This is a genomic window from Elusimicrobiota bacterium, from assembly GCA_028718185.1.
GTDB lineage: Bacteria > Elusimicrobiota > UBA8919 > UBA8919 > UBA8919 > JAQUMH01.
Map to the genome: position 1 here is coordinate 403,654 of JAQUMH010000001.1, position 16,659 is coordinate 420,312.

The 16,659-nt window shown below is 35.7% G+C and carries 14 protein-coding genes; 1 reads left to right on the forward strand and 13 read right to left on the reverse strand.

The window, feature by feature from the left end; genetic code table 11:
• Positions 1 to 69: 69 nt before the first annotated feature.
• The 10 genes from PHE88_02010 to PHE88_02055 form a co-directional block, all read right to left on the reverse strand.
• Complete coding sequence (locus PHE88_02010; GenBank protein MDD5686592.1) at positions 70 to 516, reverse strand: Rrf2 family transcriptional regulator; 447 nt, start codon at positions 514 to 516, stop codon at positions 70 to 72.
• 232 nt (positions 517 to 748) lie between these two features.
• The gene (locus PHE88_02015; protein ID MDD5686593.1) at positions 749 to 910 is read right to left on the reverse strand and encodes a hypothetical protein; all 162 of its coding nucleotides are present in this window, start codon (positions 908 to 910) and stop codon (positions 749 to 751) included.
• A 12-nt stretch (positions 911 to 922) separates the two neighbouring features.
• Entirely contained in the window at positions 923 to 1,642 is a 720-nt protein-coding gene (locus PHE88_02020) for a hypothetical protein (GenBank protein ID MDD5686594.1), read from the reverse strand.
• Positions 1,643 to 1,679: 37 nt separating this feature from the next.
• The gene (locus PHE88_02025; GenBank protein ID MDD5686595.1) at positions 1,680 to 2,648 is read right to left on the reverse strand and encodes a hypothetical protein; all 969 of its coding nucleotides are present in this window, start codon (positions 2,646 to 2,648) and stop codon (positions 1,680 to 1,682) included.
• A 244-nt stretch (positions 2,649 to 2,892) separates the two neighbouring features.
• On the reverse strand, positions 2,893 to 3,723 hold the full coding sequence (gene arsM / locus PHE88_02030; GenBank protein MDD5686596.1) for an arsenite methyltransferase: 831 nt from the start codon (positions 3,721 to 3,723) through the stop codon (positions 2,893 to 2,895).
• A 168-nt stretch (positions 3,724 to 3,891) separates the two neighbouring features.
• Entirely contained in the window at positions 3,892 to 4,179 is a 288-nt protein-coding gene (locus tag PHE88_02035; protein ID MDD5686597.1) for an HgcAB-associated protein, read from the reverse strand.
• An 85-nt stretch (positions 4,180 to 4,264) separates the two neighbouring features.
• The gene (locus PHE88_02040; GenBank protein MDD5686598.1) at positions 4,265 to 4,435 is read right to left on the reverse strand and encodes a hypothetical protein; all 171 of its coding nucleotides are present in this window, start codon (positions 4,433 to 4,435) and stop codon (positions 4,265 to 4,267) included.
• Positions 4,436 to 4,617: 182 nt separating this feature from the next.
• Complete coding sequence (locus PHE88_02045; GenBank protein ID MDD5686599.1) at positions 4,618 to 6,918, reverse strand: VCBS repeat-containing protein; 2,301 nt, start codon at positions 6,916 to 6,918, stop codon at positions 4,618 to 4,620.
• Between the two features lie 86 nt (positions 6,919 to 7,004).
• Complete coding sequence (locus tag PHE88_02050) at positions 7,005 to 8,291, reverse strand: orotidine 5'-phosphate decarboxylase (GenBank protein ID MDD5686600.1); 1,287 nt, start codon at positions 8,289 to 8,291, stop codon at positions 7,005 to 7,007.
• A 136-nt stretch (positions 8,292 to 8,427) separates the two neighbouring features.
• Entirely contained in the window at positions 8,428 to 9,045 is a 618-nt protein-coding gene (locus tag PHE88_02055) for an N-glycosylase/DNA lyase (GenBank protein ID MDD5686601.1), read from the reverse strand.
• Between the two features lie 132 nt (positions 9,046 to 9,177).
• Between PHE88_02055 and PHE88_02060 the strand changes: the two genes are divergently transcribed.
• On the forward strand, positions 9,178 to 10,956 hold the full coding sequence (locus PHE88_02060) for a phosphoenolpyruvate carboxykinase (GTP) (GenBank protein ID MDD5686602.1): 1,779 nt from the start codon (positions 9,178 to 9,180) through the stop codon (positions 10,954 to 10,956).
• Here the strand turns inward: PHE88_02060 and PHE88_02065 are convergent.
• The 3 genes from PHE88_02065 to PHE88_02075 form a co-directional block, all read right to left on the reverse strand.
• Positions 10,940 to 11,251, reverse strand: coding sequence for a PilZ domain-containing protein (locus tag PHE88_02065; GenBank protein ID MDD5686603.1), 312 nt, complete (start codon positions 11,249 to 11,251; stop codon positions 10,940 to 10,942). The two genes, PHE88_02060 and PHE88_02065, sit on opposite strands and share 17 nt — an antisense overlap.
• An 18-nt stretch (positions 11,252 to 11,269) precedes the next feature.
• Positions 11,270 to 12,205, reverse strand: coding sequence for a response regulator (locus PHE88_02070; GenBank protein MDD5686604.1), 936 nt, complete (start codon positions 12,203 to 12,205; stop codon positions 11,270 to 11,272).
• Positions 12,206 to 12,435: 230 nt separating this feature from the next.
• Complete coding sequence (locus PHE88_02075; protein ID MDD5686605.1) at positions 12,436 to 16,422, reverse strand: TIGR03790 family protein; 3,987 nt, start codon at positions 16,420 to 16,422, stop codon at positions 12,436 to 12,438.
• Positions 16,423 to 16,659 lie beyond the last annotated feature (237 nt).

Sequence of the window (16,659 nt, forward strand, 5' to 3'; positions counted from 1 at the left end):
TTCACTAATTCTCTAATCAACTATTATTATTTTGTCTATCATTGTAATGGACAATTGTCTGAAAAAAAATTAAATTGAATAATCCGGCACTTTATCAGACAAATTTACAGATTCGTCAACTATATCAGCAAAAGATGTTTTATCTACAATATTATTTATAAAATCTCTTATTTCCAGAAATTTAGGTCTAAAAGGACACTTTGAAATATAATCACATTTTGACGTATCTGTCTTACTAACACAAGTTATCGGCGCTGTAGTTCCATCCATTAAACGAATAATCTCTCCTAACTTTATTTTTTCAGGTGACTTAGCAAGATGGACACCACCAACAGGACCCCTCTTACTCCTTATATAGCCGGCACCCTTCAATATCAAAATAATTTGTTCAAGATATTTAATAGGAATATCCTGCCTCTTTGATATCTCCTTTATTTGAATAAGCCCCTTATCGTAATTCAGAGACAAATCCAACAAAATCTTTAAAGCATAATCGCCCTTGTAAGTTATTTTCATATGTAAAAGTGTCGTTGGGTCGTAGGGTCATTGGGTCTTTAACCCTAAGACTCTATGACTCTACGAACTCTATGACCGTTTTATGACTTTGTCTATCATCTTACTATACTATAACACAATGTTGCAGTTTTGTCAAGTACTTTTTTTATTTTTAAAATATTTTTTATTTGAGGTGCAGGGTTAGGGTAGATTTTACCGTCAAAAAACTGAAAAAGATTAAAATAAAACAATATTATTTTTGCATCTGAGTTTGTTTTGCTTTAAGCATTTCAATTAAGGCTCTTTTTAATTCAGCAACTAATTCCACCTGCTCACCAACATAACTTCCTTTATTTACTATCTGTATTAATAGTGATAACTGCTCCGTAGTTAATTCTGCTTTTGGTTCATTCATAGTAAAATCTCCTTAAAAATATGTCTTCAATCCAAGCATTATGCTGTTTCCACCAATGTTGAGTGATTCCTGCGCCTGCACATAATCCTTATTTACAGGAATATTTGCATAGGTGTCCTGTAATACTACGCCAAATCTTTCTGATATTTTATATTCACCACCCAAAGAAAAAACTGGTGCAACATTAAAACCAGAGTTTCCAACACGAGAATATGATGTACCACCTAATTTTCTTACTTCATCGTATGAAAACCTATTATCAAACCAATAGGAACCATAACCTACCCCAACGAATGTTTTTATCTTATTATTAAGGTTGAAAATTATCTTTGGTATAACTTTTAAATATATTACCTTTACTTCTAAAATATTTTTTTTCAAAAATTCATCACCACTAATAATATATGGTTGTTCACTATTAGATAAATACCAATTATGCTCTATACTCCCCCTATAATTACCTAATCCCCAACTTAATTCAAAATCAAATTTATTGAATAATTGTTGTTTAACATTGCTGAATTCTATTTCATAACTTAAACCCGGTAAATTTTTAGTACCACTTAATGAACGAATCTTAAAATATTCATCGTAGTAATCAAAATAATCACTATCTGGAAATACATGATAACCAGCACTAATTATTATAGACTTTTTTTCGTTTTCTGCTTTAAGATAACCATGAAACATTAATAAAACAAACAATATAATAATTAAAATTTGCTTTTTCATAATTTATTTCCTCCCTTAGAAAAATAATTTTACTAAATTATACATAAAAAACTATAACGTATAATACAGCGCCTGACACAAAACTACTACCAAAATATAAGGTAATAATATCAGCATTGTCATTTAAGTCAGCAGAAATCCAATAACGAGCGGTACCATAATCCTGAGTATATGCTACAAAATGATATTGGCCATCAGAATTACCACCACATAGCATTCCTCTCACATTTTCATTTTCAATTGTAACATTAGAAATTTCACAATATTTATTTGTAACCTCGTTTGATGTTAACGTATGTGAATACACTTTCCATTTTAACCCTTCGTTTCCCGCGGCAACTGCACCACTTGCCTTTATATTCCCATTTACTTCTAATTTTTCTGCCGGACTTGTTGTTCCGATACCGACTTTTCCACCCCCTGACTGCAAAATAAGATCACTCCATGCAGACCAACCAGTATTCAATGCACCAAGCTCAGTATAGGTATTGCCCGTTGAAGCACCGAATAGCACATGAAACAAGGAGCCGGTGTTAGTACCACTATTAAAATCGCTGGTTGTTAGCTCAAGGGGCGTTGCAGTACTACTCCCTTGCACCCGCAATGTGCCATAAGGACTTGTTGTACCTATGCCTACACTACCTCCTCCTGATTGCAAAATAAGATTACTCCATTGAGACCAGCCATTATTAACTGCAGCAAGTTTGGTATAGGTATTACCGGTTGCAGCACCAAATTCAACATGAAACAAGGAACCGACATTGGTACCACTATTGAAATCACTCGTTGTTAATTCAAGGGGTGTCGCTTCGCTACCACTTTGTACTCGCAATCTACCATATGGACTTGCTGTCCCTATTCCTACTTTACCATCTTCCTGAATCCTCACCAACTCAGTACCGCTGTCATGTGTGAACTTTATTACATTGGAACTACTGCTTGCATCGTTATCACAATCAATCTGTACATCACCATTTGATAATACCGGATTATATTGGTCACTCATTTCCATTGCCTCCTGTTTTTAATTTTTCATCCTTTACTATAATTATACTACCAAAAAAAAAAACGTCAAGTACTTTTTTTATTTTGAAAATTTTTTTTCTTTGAGGTTAGGGTATGTAGCATAATTATTTATGCGGTTTTAGATAATAAACTATAATTATTTTACATATAACACGCCAAGGGCGTGTAACTACAATTATAATATAGCCCGTAACCCCCACAACGACAATACATTACAATGCCTACTAATTAGGTTTAATTCCGGAAACTTTTATGCTGGCTGCTGAATCTGAAAGTGTTTTTATTTCTTCTTTTGAAAGATTTAGATTTTTAATAATCGTTTGCACATTAGGGTCGTTAAGCATAAATTCTATAGGAAAAGTAGTTTCATCCATTATTTTAACTTTTTGAAAACCGACCGATTCTATTGTATTTATATAATCCGGCTTGAGCATCGCACCTGCCAGACAGCCGATATGTGCTTCAACGGATTCTTTTACAAGTTCAGGAAGCTCTTTTAATAAAACAATATCTGAAACCATAATTCTGCCGCCCGGCTTCAGAACTCTGAATGCCTCTTTGAAAACCTTATCTTTATCCGGAGAAAGATTAATAACACAGTTTGACATGATTATATCTACTGAAATATCATCAACAGGCAGATTTTCAATTTCACCTAACCTAAAATCTACATTTTGATAATTGCCTTTTTTAGCATTTTCTTTTGCTTTTTTAATCATTTCGGGCGTCATATCAATTCCAATGACTTTTCCTTTTTTACCTACTTTTTGAGCAGCTAAAAAACAGTCAAAGCCGGGACCGGAACCCAAATCAACAACAGTCTCCCCTTCTTTTAATGAAGCAAGTGACGTGGGATTACCGCAACCTAAACCCAAATTAGCTCCTTCAGGTACAGAAATCAGCTCTTCTTCAGTATAACCTATCCTTTTACTGATACTTTCTGCATTCACAGCACTTCCACAGCAAGAACATTCAGAAGAACAGCAGGAACTGCTTTGTTTTGCAACTTTTGCATAACCTTCTCTGACTGCTTTTTTTATTTCTTTACTTTTCATATTTTCCTCCAATGTTATTTCGACTTTAACTTAAGCAAAGCTATCGCTTTGCCGCTACATTAAAAATCTAATACGTAAATATTATATCAGGTAAATTTTCAACAAGCGACTTAAACAATAACTTACCTTTTACACTTGCATATCTTTTCATACTATTTTGACAATAACCTATTTTTGCGTAGCAACCATCTCTTTCATCATTGGACCTAGCAGGTCTTTTACCATTCCTGCGAAATCATCAGATTTAATTAGAGAAATACAGGATATCTTTTCCCCCTTCCCCCATGTTACGACAGCCATTTTGTCACCTGCTTTAATACCTGCCTTCTTTCTTAATTCTTTAGGAAGCACCATTTGCCCCCGTTCATCAATACTTATCAGTGATTCTACCTTACAGCAGCCCAAATTACCGCCAATAGTCTGACAGCATTCCATTATCTTTTTACCTTTTACCATAATTATCACCTCCTTGTTAAAATCGTTTAATGTGTGATGTGAAAAACTAATTCTTAATTTTAGTTTATAAAATTACTGATTTTGCTTATATTTCAGTATTTTCAGTATCTACTGATATTATAGTAAAAAAAATAATACTGTCAAGTATTTTCTTTGTTTTTAAAATATTTTTTGTTGATGATAAGAATTTCAATGCCCCCTCATCTTTCATCTTCTCCCTACGGAATATTGCTAAAAAACCCTCTTTATTAGTCATTGCGAGCGACCAATGGGAGCGTGGCAATCTCTTTTTCCTACGAGATTGCTTCGTCGTCCCGCTTACAGCGTGACTCCTCGCAATGACATCCGAGAACTTTTTCAGTAATTTCCCAGCGAGGAGAAGAAAAAGATTAAAGGGAGATAAAATTTATCAGGATAGTTTGTTACAGAATTTTGACATTACTTTATTTCCCATAAATGTACATATGATGATTCAGACCAACCATGACTTATTATCGCTTTACGGCCGGGTGCTATTTCAAAAACTTTTGTCCCGTCGTGATGTTCAAATCTATCATCAAGAACATAACGCTTCCAACTCAAACCTTCAGGGTCAGATTTTTTATAAACAAGTAATCTGCATCTTGTTCTGTATGACGGCTCAAACGGGTCATGTTCCCCGCATATTATTTCCGGTTCACCATCACCGTCCAAATCTGCTACCGCAATGGAATGAGCACACCGCACCTTATCTATTACATGCATTTTCCAATTTTCATAACCCTTATCAGGACGCTCAAACCAGACAAGACGGGAAAAAGGAGTTTCTTTATGTTTAAAATCAAGAACTTCTTCACCTGCGACTAAATCAGGTTTGTTTTTATTTCTTATATTGGCAATACAAATACGGCTAACCTTAAAGTTCTTTACAATTTCATGCGTTTTAAATTTACCTTTACCTTTATTTTCTAACAGAAATTGTCCGGCTATTATATCAAGCCTGCCGTTCCCACATACATCATATGCAACAAACTCTTCCCCATATTTTATTTTTGCTAAAACTCTTTTTTTCCAATTTTCTTTTTTAGGATTATCAGGAATCATAAATATTTCAGGATAATTTCCTGTTCCTTCTTCCGTATTGTGATAACCAACAACTAAAGCCAGTTTTCCCTTTTCGAACAGAGGGGCAATAACACTCCCGTGCGGCCAGTCGCCCTTTCCAATACCGATATTGTGTTCTTCCCACTTTCCATTTTCAGGATCAACCGGTTTCAACCAGCATAAATTGCTGGATAATTTTCCATACCATCCCCTATTTTTTTTATCAGTACCGGGTTTTATCCCTATAAATTCATCCTTACCATCTCCATCAATATCATAAACATTTATAATCTGATAAACATTTGGTATATCAAATCTTTCCCATGTCGGGTTTTTATACCACCATGCCCCGCATACAATATCTTTTAATCCATCACCATTGACATCTGAAGCAAATATATCTGTACCAGTGTAGGGCTTATCTCTATCTATAAAACTATGGCTATATTCAAGTATCGGCGATTTTTTTTCAGTCTTTTTCCAAATTTGAACTTTTGCAAGCCCGTATCTCAACCCCCACTCCTTCCCGATAACTTCATCTATTTTATCATTATCAATATCATGCATTATTGCCTGATGGGTACCTGCACCTGTATAAAGTATATCTTTTTCCCATTTTCCGCCACAAGCGTGTGAGTCACAAGCGTGTGAACCGCTTTGTGACCCGCTGCCAACTTCCGAAGAATACTCAATAAGTCTGGCATCCCAGTTAACAGGTTGTCCCCATCCTCCGGCTGCCATCTCAGCAACAAAAATATTTATTTTGTTGGTATCTTTGTTCTTTTTTATATTCAAAGAATGCGCAAAAACCAATCCCTTGTCTAATTTATGCTCAACCCATGGTTTTTTAGGATTTTCAAGCGTCCTATTTTCAAACCACGATAAATTTCCATCAACATATTCAGATTCTAATAAAATAATATCCGGTCTCCCGTTACCGCTTATGTCTGCAATTCCAGTTCTACACATTTCACGAAAACTAGGCGCGTAGATACTTTTATTCCACTTGCCTTTTAATATATTATTACCGGCAGGTGAATACATATGGGGACCAAGAACAATTTCTATTTTACCATCATTATTAAAATCCCCGGCAATTAGACCCTCAGCAGAATATCCTGTCTGTACAGTATATTTTTCCCATAATTCTGTTATATTTTTTGCCGGTTTATAAATAAAAAGCCCGGGAGTATCGCTATACATAGAATTTGCTATTATTTCTTTTTTACCATCACCATCAACATCAATAGATATTATATCATGAGCATGTCCCAGGCATTCATTATCTATTATATGAATATCCCATTCTTCTTTTCTATTTTTTTTTGGTTTAAACCAGCATAACGTTGTTTTTTTAGTTTTAATATCATCCATTCCTGTTACAATCTCTAATATACCGTCATTATCTATATCTTCTAAAACCATTCCTACATTAAAATTTCCTTTAAAAACTATTCCTTTTTCACGGGTTTTAGGTCTATACCAGTAAAGTGCGGTATCACCCCCGGTGAAAATTTCATTACAACCATCCTTATCAAAATCACCTACTGCTAAAGAATTTAATACCCCGGCTTTGGGATCTGCATCTAAAATCTCAAATTCCCAATTTTCTTTATACTGATTACCGAAAAAATTGTGCATGTTATTTTCCTTCATGAAGCTCCCTATTTAACCCCCCTAGTTTTGTCTATGACAAAACTGGCAGGGGGGTGTTTTTTCGCATTTCTGCGAAAAAACACAAGCTACTTTTTCTCCCACTTTAATAGCTCTGCGACTTTTGATAAACTAGACCCGTCTTTAATTTCTTTTCTTAAACGGTTTTCCTTTTCCAGAACATCCATTGCACGATTTGTGAATTCAACAGCAACATCTTTAGGAATGACCATAACCCCATCATCATCTCCTACTATCCAGTCACCAGGACAAACTTTAACTCCGGCAATTGTTATAGGAACGTTCATTTCGCCAAAACCTTTCGGTTCTCCTGCCTGTGGAGTACTTAAAGTTGCAAAAGCAGGGAACTTTAACTTTCTTATATCTTGCGTATCCCGAATCCCTCCAAAAATAACGACTCCGGATATTTTCTTATTTATAGCGGAATTAGTGGCAAGTTCCCCCCAAACAGCAGGCGGAACACCACCGGCATCAACAACAATTACATCTCCTTTTTTTGCAATGTCAATTGCTTCAACCGGTTTTGCCCAGTCGCCGGGATATGTTCTTACCGTTACTGCAGGACCAATCATTTTTACAGACTGTCCGATGGGATAAATATCCCGCAAAGGTAATCCCCTATGAAGTGCATCAGAAATATTTGCAGTAGAAACCATATTAAGTATCTTTCTTATGTTATCTTCTGAAACCCTTTCAAAATATTTTGTTTTGATTTTAATTTTTTCTGTAATTGCTTTTTTAATTTTTTGTGTCTCCAATTTTGCATTTTTTGATTTTGTGACTGCTCCGCCGACAATAATTATTGAAGCTCCTGCTTTTACGGCATCTGCCGCATTCTCTGAATTTATTCCTCCTGCAATTGCAATAGGAGTTTTAACGGCTGCTGAAATCTTTTTCACCATATCAAAAGATATTTTTCCTTTCATTTGCTCATCAATAGGAATATGTATGTCAATATAATCCACGCCAAGTTTTTCAACTTCTTTCGCCCGCTTTACAACATCGGCAACACCAAGCAAATCAACCATAATCTCAGCACCATAATTTTTACCGGCAGAAACAGCTTCTTTTATTGTTTCATCGTCAGAATAACCAAGTACCGAAACAATATTTGCACCTGCTTTAGCTGCAATTTCCACCTCAGCCCTGCCGACATCGGCTGTTTTCATATCAGCAACCAATTTCATGTTTGGAAATTTTTTTCTCAGTTCACGAATACAACTGAGACCTTCACTCTTAATAAGCGGAGTCCCTGCTTCAAGCCAATCGCAACCGCCGGCAACCGCTTCATCGGCAAGTTTTAACGCCCTTTTTAAATCCACAAAATCCAGTGCCACTTGTAAAATCGCTTTCATATATATTTTACCTCTCTAATCGCAAAGTGAAGGAGAAATTTCTGAAGAGCCTAAATTTGCGACTTATTTGTTCCAGGAGCAAATGATAGAGCGAGTTCTAACGAGCGTCTCGAAGAAATTTACTTCTGAACATTATCTACTTTAGAATTTCCCCTGTTTCATACGACCACATTGCAAGGTCTAATTCATCAATGTTTATCCTTATTTTTTTTGAATAATTTTTTAATTTCTTTTCTATTTCAACATAATCCCTATCTTTATTATTTATGACTTTCAAATCTCTCAGGCAATTCAAAATATGTTTATCTAAAATTGCATAACCGGAATAACCGATATTTCTTAAAAAATGACTTGCTTCTTTGTAGCCGATTCCTTTTATGTCTTTAGTTTCCGCAAAGAATTGCCTGCGATCATATGAAGTATTAAATGAATCTAATAATTTTCTCATATTCAGATTGTAATTTCTTTTCAAATACTCCCTAGTATGAATAATATAACTGGCACGTGTATTATAAAACCTGTGATTTTTATGTAAAAGTTTCTGTATTTCCTTTTCGTTACCTGTTAATATTTTACTTTTGATTGCAGCAATAGACCTAAGTCCCATTTTTGCCGATGCGTTAGCTGTTAAAATACAAAAACAAAGTTCTTCAAAAATCTCTTTGTTAGATTTAGGACTTTTGAACTCAGACAATCGTTTTTTGATTTCCTGTTTCTTAAAGACATGCCAATATTTTAGTTGTTTTACGTTCATTTTTTAAAATTGCCTAATATCAAAATTAGTATAATTTTGATATTATACTAAAAAATATTTAATGTAGCAATTTATTTTTATTGACAAACAATTAATAAATCGTATAATGCTTGGAAAAATTAAGGAGATATCATGGGCACTCCATTAGAAAAATGGGTTGAAAAACAAGCAGAATTAACTAAGCCAAAAAATATTTACTGGTGTAATGGAAGCGATGAAGAAGCAAAAAAGCTTATTAAGATAGGTCTCTCGGAAGAGCGGATTGGCGACAGCTACGTATTCCGGGAATTAAACCAAAAAACCTACAAAAACTGTTTTTACCACAAGAGCCATCCGACAGATGTTGCAAGAACTGAACATCTGACATATGTCTGCCATCCTGATAAAAACTTAATTGGACCAAATAATAACTGGATGGAACCGGCCGAGGCAAAGAAAAAACTCACGGCGATTTCAGACGGGTGCATGCGCGGCAGAACTATGTATGTCCTTCCGTATATGATGGGAAACCCGGATTCCCCATACTCAAAAGCATGTGTCCAACTTACAGATACCGCATATGTTGCAGTAAGCATGCGCATAATGACCCGCCTGGGAAAAAATGTAATTGAAAAAATCGGTAATTCTGAGAATTTTGTAAAAGGTCTTCATTCTATCGGTGACCTTGATCCTAATAAAAGATTTATAATGCATTTCCCGGAAGAAAACTTTGTATGGAGTATTGGTTCCGGTTATGGCGGTAACGCTCTTTTGGGAAAAAAATGCTTTTCATTAAGAATTGCATCATACCAGGGTAAAAAAGAAGGCTGGTTGGCAGAACATATGATTATCATAGGTGTTGAAGACCCGTCCGGTAAAATTACATATATTGCAGCAGCTCTGCCTTCAGCATGCGGTAAAACTAATCTAGCATTGATGAGCCCATCGCTTCCTGGATACAAAATCTGGGTTTTGGGTGACGATATAGCGTGGTTACATGTTGGTGAAGACGGCAAATTGTGGGCTATTAACCCGGAAACAGGATTTTTTGGAGTGGCTCCCGGTACTTCAATGAAGACAAATCCTAATATGTTGAAAACACTAAAAGCAGGCACTTTTTACCCGACACTTTTTACTAATACTGCACTCAATACTGATACAAATGAACCGTGGTGGGAAGGACTTGACGGTGAGACACCTAACAACTTAATTGACTGGCAAGGTAAAAAATGGGAAAAATCATCAGGAACTAAAGCAGCACACCCAAATTCAAGATTTACTGTTTCTATAACACAATCACCTACGCTCTCCAAAGAATTTAATAATCCAAAAGGAGTTCCGATTTCAGCAATAATATTCGGTGGAAAACGGTCCACTACTGTTCCGCTAATTTTTGAAAGTTTTAACTGGCAACATGGCGTTTTCGTTGGTGCCGGGATGGGGTCGGAAACCACTGCAGCAGCAAGCGGGCAAGTGGGAGTTCTAAGACGTGACCCGATGGCAATGCTTCCTTTTTGCGGTTACAATATGGCGGATTATTTTAAGCATTGGCTAAACATAGGGAAAAAGATAAAAAATTCGCCAAAAATATTTTTTATTAACTGGTTTAGAACTGATGAGAAAGGTAATTTTATGTGGCCCGGTTTCGGAGAAAATATCCGTGTTTTAAAATGGATAATTGACCGGGTAAGCAGTAAAATTTCAGCAAAAGAAACATCAATTGGATTTGTACCAAACTTGGACGACATGGAACTTGCCGGATTAAATATACCTAAAGAAAATCTGAAAAAACTTTTTGAAGTTGACCCGCAACAATGGCTGGATGAAACAGGAGATATTAAAAAATTCTTAGAACAGTTTGGCGATAGAATTCCCCGGGAAATCCTGGATGAGTTAGAACTGCTAAAAAAACGACTTAGTCCTCAAAAATAACTTTCTTAAACTTCATCGTATCTGAAAATTTTATTTTGGAAAATTTTATACCATAGTTGAAAAGGTTGTCTTTTTCATCAATCCTGACAATTTCACATAATACTTCCATTGGTACATTCAACCGCATAAAAAATGGCTTTTTTTTCTCAAGTTTTACATTTGTCTCAATCGCAATACCGGTTTTAGATAAATTAATTATACAACCTTTACCTTTTATTTCAAAACTATCGCCATCATAAATATCTGCTATTATTGTCGTAGGAAGCCGTCGATGTTTCCTTTTTTCTTTTGACATCTTGCCCTCCGTTCAAACTTAAATTTTTATTACAAAACTTCCTTTAGTTCTCGTAGGATCTTTTTTTGCTTTAGATTTTAACTCGGCTATTTTCTCATTTAACATTTCAAGTGACGGAAACGGATTTTTTTCATTAGTGAGAATGCCTATTGAAACCGACATAAGCGGAAACTTTTTTAATTTGTCTTCCCTGTCTCTCGATACAATAAAACCTCTTTTTGCGTCCTCTTCATCGTAATATTGGACAACCATCTTATCATACCTTCTTACTATATATTCACAAATAGCATCAATCTTATCAACAGTTGTCACGAATATGAAATCATCACCGCCGATATGCCCGATAAAATCATCTGTATTCCCTGCTTCACTTATTGCTTTTTTTAAAACATCTGCAGTAAATAATATTGCATCATCACCTTTCTTAAATCCGTATAAATCGTTATATGCCTTGAAATTATCAATATCTAAATAGCAGAATGCAATCAAACCTTTTTTTACAATACGGTTTTTAAATTCTTTTTCAATGAACATATTTCCGGGAAGATTTGTTAATGGATTGTATCCTATATCGTCAGCGCGCCTTTTTAAGTGACGTTCCAGTCTTGCTTTTAATTCCGGGAGATTAAAAGGTTTTTCAAGAAAATCATCTGCACCGAGTTCCAATCCCTTTGCCTTTTCATCAGGTCCCATCCTGTATCCTGTATAAATAATTATCGTAATACCTGAAATCTTCGGATTAGACCGTAAACGCCGGCATACTTCATACCCGGACATTTTCGGCATCATTAAGTCGGTAAGCACAATGTCAGGCGGTGTAGTTTCAATTTTTTTTAATGCTTCTTCACCTGATGTAGCACCATCTACTTCATAACCATATACAGTTAACGAGAATTTAAGAAAAGCAATTATCGATAAATCATCATCTATAACAAGAATCCGTTTCTTTTCCATAAAAACACTAAATAAACATTACAAAAACTCTTATATTCAACTTTATCTCACTATCCGAATTATACAAAAAAATACTGAAATTGCAACAAAAAAAACATCTTAAAATTAGAATATGCTTCTCTTTTCCCTTCACTATTCGAATCCACTAATTCACTAATCAACTAATTAACTAGCACCATAAGATGGTGCAACTACATCGGATATTTGACTTTGGACTAAGGACTACGCACTCATTTGACTAACCCTATCTTGCCGGTCTTCTTGTTACCAGCACCATCTTCTATCTTGTAAATATATACTCCTCTGCCTACTTTGTCACCATCGTCATTCTTACCATTCCACTCTATCCAACCAAAATTACCATAATCCATCTCTTTCAATTCTCGTACCAATTCTCCAGCTACACTATACAACTTCATTATGCTGTTTACTGGTATGTTTATTACTTTTAACTTACCCTGTACCGCTGTATTTGGATTATACGGGTTAGGATAAACTTTTATATTACTCATATCTGCAAATACATAACTACCCAATATTCGGTATGTTGAGAAGTGTTTAACTGTTGCCGTTACTGTATTGTTTGCTTTATCTACTATCTGTCCACCTGCAACCAAATCCCAATCTGTCCCGGTCCAGTAATATATCCTAAGTCCATCCTCGTTTAATGTTCCTATATCCGCTGCTGTGTATGGTATCGTTATGTTCACTGCCCTTGTGAACGTCTGGTTTTGCAGTGTTGGAGCACTTTCACCAAATGTTAACTCGCCAAAATCATAACATATTGGATTAACTGTATTTACATATCTCATTGTGTTTCCTACTGCCGAAGGTACACTTGTTGGTATTGCTGCAAGATACTTGTTCGCAGACAGGACTCCTGCCGGTATCAATATCTTTAGCCCGTTGGCACCCCGTATTGTTCCACCTTGATAACCAACTAACTTTGAAATATACATATCACTAAACCTTATCACTACCGGCGCTGTCGTATCACCACTTAACTCTACCGTATCTAGATCACTACGGAATGGAATTGAAACATCCTTCTCACCTGCATCTGCCTCAATTAACGTTTCATCAACAGTATTCAATTCAATACCCTTGCTGTTCTTTGTTTTAAGAGTTAGGGTTCCTGTGTAATCCTTTGCTATGATATTATCACCTTCATCCAAATTATATACCTGCAACCAGAACTTCAAACTTGCAGGTGTTGTTAAATCATCGTAGTAATATTTATATATTCTGTGTTTTATGTTGTTGTTATATGTCTTAAAACTGTATTGTGCTGAGGTTGCAAGGTTACCGAATGAATCACGGCTATAAACCCTGTAATAATAGGTCGTTCCTTTCTTTAACTCACTAAGGCTTACATTGTGGATATTTACAAGTATTGTATTCAATGTAGTTGTGCTATCCATTGTCGTTGTAAGTCCATATTCTACCTGCGAATCTGAGTTCTCATCAGTATTCCAGGTTATTACAGCAGTATTTGTTGATACCCCAGCTGTTATATTGCTAATTATCGGCGGATTAGAGTCATTTGCAATCGTCGTAAAAGTATAATCATCAGTCGTTGTTGGGTTATCACTTATATCCGCTGTTACAATCCTGTAATGATAGACTGTCTTTTCAGTAAGGCTACTTAGTATAACACTGTGGTTGGTTACACCACCCGTATCTGCTAATGTCGTAGTACTACCATATGGTAGGATTGTTCCGTAATGCACCTTACTGTTGGCTAACTCATTAGTTGTCCATGTTATTACTGCTCCACTGCCGGTTATGTTGGTTGGTGTTACTCCACTTACTATTGGTGGTGTTGTATCGGTAGCGCTGGTCTTTATTATATTTATATAGTTGAAATTACCACAGGAATCTGCTGTTCCACTTTCCATCACCAATTTCATAACCTGTGTGCCGCTGGTAAGCATTACTCCGGTGGATGTGAACGTTGTCCATGTTTGCCATCCGCCTGTATTATATACGGTGGTTGACTTTGTGACATAGGTTGGTGTGCCATTATGTGAGCCAAATTCAAGATGAACAGGTCCATAGACAGCTGAGCCACCTGCTACTCTTAATACTACTTTATATTCTCCGCCTTGCTGGACGTTTATGCTGTATTCAAGCCACTCGCCAGGGTATGTCCATCCTATATCGTATCCTCCTCCAATGTCTGTTGTCGCTTCTACATCTACTCCTTCCGTTGTCCTGTATACCCCGCCTCCTTGATTAGCGGATTCCGTATCATAGTATGCTTCGCCTTGACCTAATACTCCATCAGTCATCATGTCAAAATTCTCTAGTTGTATTGTTGTTGTTCCTGAACTTATATTCCACGCTACCCCAGCAGGATATGCCTGCTGAGTATGTGTATGAGCGATTGGACTATTGGACACTAATGACCAGTTATTTTTTTCATCTGCCGCTTTTATAGCAAAATAATAAGTTGTGTTGGAACTTAAGCCTGTTATGGTATAGGTCTGGTTTGTATTATATATTTGCGGTATAGGTTCACCTGTCACCAATGTTGCTGTATTCCAACTGCTTTCCGTGATTGCTAAATTCGTATACCTTATATCATATGTTGTTGCTGTGCCTACTGTTCCATTATCACCAGGCGCGCACCAATTTAATATTACACTGTTACTGCCTATACTGCTTACTGCTAAAGTGGTTATTACTGAAGGTGATATTGTGTCTTGTAAATAAGTTACATCGGGTGCATCTATCGGTGTTGTAGGACCTCCGATAGCTGATGCATTATAAATATCCTTAGCCTCAAAATAATATGTATAATCTGTTCCGGCCGAAAGCATTGTTGAAAAACTGTATATTGCTCCTGAAATACAGGTGCCTGTTTCATAAGTCATTGTAAACGGAGAATCTGAAATTTCTTCTCCGTCTTTCTTGATGTGTAATTTTGGAGTTCCTTGTTTTGGAATGTCCCAATCTGCATCTGTATACTTTACTCTAAAAGTGAAAATTGTCTCTGTTGTACCTGTTTCTTGACTTAATCCATCAGAAATATAATTAGAAGTCTCTCCTGTCCAGGAAAGAGTAGGGACAGTATTACTAGTTGGCTTGTAATAAGGCGCACATAAAGGATCTCCTATTATTACTGCTTTCCAATTGACATATGGACATGCCATATAAAAACTTTCCGCTAAATTGTATCCGGAAGTATATCTACCAAGTAATACCTCGGATTCAGTTACAGCATCAGCATACGGCTCACTTACAAATCCACAAACCCCTGTAATCCCTTTAATTATCAAATCTGCTATTAAAGATTGGCCCGTATAATTAGGCCAACCAGCCGGTAAATTAAAAGTTCTGCCGCTTGATGAAACAAAACTGTCCCCTAAAGAACCCGGACGGAATGAATTATTCTGATATTTTGATAATGAAAAATCCGCCCCTTCATTGCTACCCCAACTATAATATCCCATTAAATTAGAATATCCTGTTAAAAAAGTACTGGTATTATCATAAACTGTCTGATATCCATTGGCTACTAAATAATTTGACCCTGCTTCCATCATATTCACTGCTGATGGATAATTGGGATTTCCATCAAAAAGAAACGTACCTGTAGAACTACTGGCATTAACTGAATTATCTATTAAAGTTTTTACTTGTTCTACTGTGTAACCATCTAAACGGGTTACAAGATATAAATTATAACCATTATATGCTGTCTGGTGAGAAAATGATTCTTCTCTTGCTGTGCCTGTATTATACCACCAGTTTCTCGTATCATATGGATTAGTTTGTCTATCTGCAACTGTTGTAGTTGTAAGATTAACACTATTATCTATACAAACAAGTTCGTTACAAACAGAAAAATTGGAACAAGTTAATGGTGTTCCTTTGGTAAGTACAATGAAGTCGATTTTGCTGTGCAGATTATTATTTGTTATCCAATTTTTTATGGCTGTAGCTAAATTCGTATATTCTGTCTCATCAACCGCTTCATTTGTACTGCCTGTATAGTGCATTATATTTATATCCGGGATGTTCCTTTTAATTTTGTAATAAGCTGCTATATCTTTTGAATACTGACTATTATCATTTACTACCACAAGTACTCTGTCGGGGCTGGGTCTTGTAGGTAATATTGTCGTCCATCCATATAGGAAATTACTGTAAGTTATAAAAATAAATAACAAAAATATTTTATCTAATTTAATTTTAAAATTAACAACTGACATATCTTGCACCATATCAACTTTTTGCCTTTGACAATTTGAATCCAACTATCCTTTATATTTACAATTTATTGATTGCTTTTTGTGAGACTGTTACCCAAGTCAAATTAAGTTTATTGTTGGTGTCATTGCGAATGAAATGAAGTAATCTCGTAATTTTTACATAAAGATTGCCACGGGCTTTGCCCCCGCAATGACGTTTTGCGACTTTTGCAACTGATTCTTGTCAAATTTAAAGAG

Coding starts and splice junctions, on each gene's coding strand:
- arsM (MDD5686596.1), bottom strand. CDS start 3,723: ATGAAAAGTAAAGAAATAAAAAAAGCAGTCAGAGAAGGTTATGCAAAA.
- PHE88_02020 (MDD5686594.1), bottom strand. CDS start 1,642: ATGAAAAAGCAAATTTTAATTATTATATTGTTTGTTTTATTAATGTTT.
- PHE88_02035 (MDD5686597.1), bottom strand. CDS start 4,179: ATGGTAAAAGGTAAAAAGATAATGGAATGCTGTCAGACTATTGGCGGT.
- PHE88_02065 (MDD5686603.1), bottom strand. CDS start 11,251: ATGTCAAAAGAAAAAAGGAAACATCGACGGCTTCCTACGACAATAATA.
- PHE88_02050 (MDD5686600.1), bottom strand. CDS start 8,291: ATGAAAGCGATTTTACAAGTGGCACTGGATTTTGTGGATTTAAAAAGG.
- PHE88_02010 (MDD5686592.1), bottom strand. CDS start 516: ATGAAAATAACTTACAAGGGCGATTATGCTTTAAAGATTTTGTTGGAT.
- PHE88_02055 (MDD5686601.1), bottom strand. CDS start 9,045: ATGAACGTAAAACAACTAAAATATTGGCATGTCTTTAAGAAACAGGAA.
- PHE88_02040 (MDD5686598.1), bottom strand. CDS start 4,435: ATGACTAATAAAGAGGGTTTTTTAGCAATATTCCGTAGGGAGAAGATG.
- PHE88_02075 (MDD5686605.1), bottom strand. CDS start 16,422: ATGTCAGTTGTTAATTTTAAAATTAAATTAGATAAAATATTTTTGTTA.
- PHE88_02060 (MDD5686602.1), top strand. CDS start 9,178: ATGGGCACTCCATTAGAAAAATGGGTTGAAAAACAAGCAGAATTAACT.
- PHE88_02045 (MDD5686599.1), bottom strand. CDS start 6,918: ATGAAGGAAAATAACATGCACAATTTTTTCGGTAATCAGTATAAAGAA.
- PHE88_02015 (MDD5686593.1), bottom strand. CDS start 910: ATGAATGAACCAAAAGCAGAATTAACTACGGAGCAGTTATCACTATTA.
- PHE88_02070 (MDD5686604.1), bottom strand. CDS start 12,205: ATGGAAAAGAAACGGATTCTTGTTATAGATGATGATTTATCGATAATT.
- PHE88_02025 (MDD5686595.1), bottom strand. CDS start 2,648: ATGAGTGACCAATATAATCCGGTATTATCAAATGGTGATGTACAGATT.